We start from the raw sequence: 3176 nt of genomic DNA on the forward strand, positions 1-3176 counted from the left end.
ACTGCCGGCGCAAAACCGGGCCGCCAGACGAAACCTGCGTCTGGCCCTGGCGTTGATGTGTCTGATATTCGCCGCCATCATTGCCGCCGTCGCCCAGGGCGCTTACGTCGCCTCCGGTTTCAGCTGGCGGCGGCTGTTCACGCTGACGCTGGTATTTGCCTGGCCGGTGGTGCCGACCATAGGCCTATTGGAGCGCTGGCCGCGCGGCAGGATTTTTTTCATATCGCTGCAATACGTCGCGCTTTCCAGCGTCATCGTGATGCTGAATTCCAACGAAAATCAGCAATTCCTGCCGGTATTGCTGTGGTTGTTCTCGGAACAATTGCCGCTGCTGCTGATCGTGTTTTTCATGACCGGGCCGACCTTGCGCAGCACCGGCCCTTACCTGATCCTGGTGTTTTTCGCCTTAACGCTGTCGTCCCTGCTGGGCTTGAACGCCCTGGAACATAGCCTGGGCGACGGCATCGACAGCTGGGTGGTGGATTTATTGATGCTGACCAACGTCAACGTGGTATTCGGCCTGTTCAGCATAGTGCCCTGGCTGGCGGCGTTTTTTCCGGTCCGCTTTATTGCCCGCCGGCTGGCGGCCGCCTACCAACGCAAGGCCTTTTCCGAACCGCTGTATCTGGCGGCCGGTCTGTGGCTCATTACGCTATTAATCCAGGCCCTGACCTTGAGCCATTCCATGGGTTGGCGGGCTTATAACCTGTTGCTGGCCGGCCTACTGTTTCCGCTGTTTACGCTGGCGATGAAGCCGGCGTTGCAACCCCGCCATCAACCGCCCACCCTGTTGCTGCTACGGGTATTTCGCGGCGACCGCGGTATCGAAGCCCTGTTCGACCAGGTTGTCGAACAGTGGCGCTACTCGGGCAACACCTTGCTGATTGCCGGCAAGGACTTGGCCCTGCGCAACCTGGAGCCGGACGAATTGTTCGGTTTCTTGAGCGGCCGCCTGCGAGAACGTTTTATTAACGATAACGCCGGCTTACAGCAAGCGTTAAGTTCGCTGGATTTAAGCAGCGATCCGGACGGCCGCTATCGGGTCAACGAATTTTTTTGCTTCGACAACACATGGAAAATGGTGCTGGCGGCCCTGGTCGGCAAAGCCGACCGGGTGTTGATGGATTTGCGCGGTTACAGCGCCGACCGGGCCGGTTGCAGCCATGAACTCTCGGTGTTGGCGCGGCAAGCCCATTTGCAAAAACTGGTGGTCCTGTTCGACGCCGACACCGACAAAACCGGCGCCGAACGGCTGCTGGCGGACAGCCGGCTGAAAATCGACTGGATAGACAGCGGTAAAAAAACCGAAGATTCGGCCGGCGCCGTTCTGAAAGCGCTGCTGAACGGCGCTTGAAACCCAGGGCCCAAGCGGTTTAATTTCTGGCATAGGCCACCTGAAACCCCTTCAAGGTGGGTTGCCGATGCAACTGGGCGGCCAATTGCGGCAAGGACACTTTTTGGCTGGAGGCCGCCAACAGCACCAAATGCCATTCCTGATGCCGATTTCGATATTGAATGCTGGTGGAGCCTTCGGCGATGCGGTAGCCCAGGTCGGCGACCAGCGCCTTAATTTCCAGTTCGTTCGGTAGCCAATGCAAATCGAAATACAAGGTCACCACCACCGCATGCCGCGATGGCAATATATTTTCCAACTGCACGCCCCAAATCATGGCCAGCAAGGACAGCAGGGTCAAAACCACCGCGGCCAGATAAAACCCCGAGCCGCACAGTACCCCTATCGCCGCCGCGGACCATATCGAAGCCGCCGTGGTCAAGCCGCTGATGTTCAGGCCTTCGCGCATGATCACCCCGGCCCCCAGAAAGCCTATCCCGGTCACCACCCCCTGTATCACGCGGGTGGGCTCGGCGGCCACCGGCAGGCTTTGCAAGCCGCCGTACCAAAAATCCGGAAAACCGGCAATCACCGTCACCGCCGAGGATGCCATGCAAACCAGGCCGTAAGTGCGCATGCCCGCCGCCCGCCCATGATAAGAACGTTCGTAGCCGGCGATAATGCCCAATAAAAACGCCACCAATATGTTGCCTATGATCATCGCATTGGCTTGGGTTTGCGGCAGGGTACAGTATTGAAACAGGTTTTCCAGGGTGGCGTTCATGGTAGGTCGTGGCTAGGCGGTAATCAGTTTTTAAACAATAGCAAAACAATCGGTACAATAGGCTTAATTAATTCGCCCATGTGCTTTTAGCCCGCTTATCTTTCACGCCTTTGTCCACTATCAGTTATTTATTCAGCCGCCCGCCGCAATGGAAAACCCAGTTGCGCGGCGCGGACGCGCAACCGCCGGCGCCACTGCGCCCCTGGTTGAACGAAACCGGCTCCTTGACCAAACGCCTGCGCGGCGTATACGGCAACCGTCTGGCCGTCAAGCTGTTGTTCCACCATTGGAAACCGGCCTTTGCCGAGGAATGCCAAGCCTTGCAGGTGCCCCACCATCGCTATCATTTGATTCGGGAAGTGCTGTTGCATGCGGACGGTAAACCCTTGGTGCTGGCCCGCACCGTACTGCCCGAACAGACCATCCGCATCGCCCACCGCAATCTGTCTCATCTGGGCACCCGGCCCCTGGGCGAAGTGATTTTCGCTTATCCGGATTTGGAGTTGCGGCAACGCTATTTCAGCGCGGCGGCGGCCAATTGCTGGTCGGCGGCGGTGCAAGGCGGGTTTGAAATTGAACCGGGTGTCTGGGGGCGGCGCACGCTGTATGCGATTCACCGCCAGCCTTTACTGGTCAGCGAATTTTTCCTGCCGGCCGTGCTGGAAGCGCAACCGGCCGCTACCGGCGGCGCGGCGTAGGCAAATTACCGCAACACCCTGATCGAACCCAGCATCCCCGTTTCGACCGTCACGCTGAGCCGGGTGATTTTATCGATACGGATGGCATTTTTCGGTTGCGCCGGATCGACGGTGAACTCATCGCCCTCCCGCACCATGAAAGTACCGAAGCCCTTGATTTCCAGCAAGGCGATGAATTCGCCGTTTTGGCTCAACAGCCCGCGCAATTTCATTTCCGGTATCTTGCCGCCGGCCTGCGACGGAAAAAAGCCGTAATTGCCGGGATTGTTGCCGGCGCTGGCGCTATCGTACATCAGCGTGCTGGGGCTGAACGGATCCCGCACCGGCGACAGCGCCAACGCTTGCGGCAAGGCCGGCGCCG

4 protein-coding genes are annotated in these 3176 nt (G+C 58.8%); 2 read left to right on the forward strand and 2 right to left on the reverse strand.

The window, feature by feature from the left end; translation table 11 throughout:
* A partial coding sequence (locus tag NP596_RS20715; RefSeq protein ID WP_256617285.1) for a hypothetical protein occupies positions 1–1354 on the forward strand: 1354 nt, incomplete at its 5' end.
* A gap of 19 nt (positions 1355–1373) precedes the next feature.
* Here the strand turns inward: NP596_RS20715 and NP596_RS20720 are convergent.
* Positions 1374–2117: an MgtC/SapB family protein gene (locus NP596_RS20720; protein WP_256617286.1), complete on the reverse strand. Its 744-nt coding sequence runs from the start codon at positions 2115–2117 to the stop codon at positions 1374–1376.
* Positions 2118–2227: 110 nt separating this feature from the next.
* Between NP596_RS20720 and NP596_RS20725 the strand changes: the two genes are divergently transcribed.
* Positions 2228–2815 carry a chorismate--pyruvate lyase family protein gene (locus tag NP596_RS20725; protein WP_256617287.1) on the forward strand — a complete coding sequence of 196 codons (588 nt, stop codon included), beginning with the start codon at positions 2228–2230 and terminating at the stop codon, positions 2813–2815.
* 5 nt (positions 2816–2820) lie between these two features.
* On the opposite strand, the gene NP596_RS20730 is transcribed toward NP596_RS20725, so the two are convergent.
* On the reverse strand, positions 2821–3176 hold a 356-nt coding region (locus tag NP596_RS20730), incomplete at its 5' end, for a hypothetical protein (protein WP_256617288.1).

Origin of the sequence: Methylomonas rivi, from assembly GCF_024505165.1 — a bacterium.
GTDB lineage: Bacteria > Pseudomonadota > Gammaproteobacteria > Methylococcales > Methylomonadaceae > Methylomonas > Methylomonas rivi.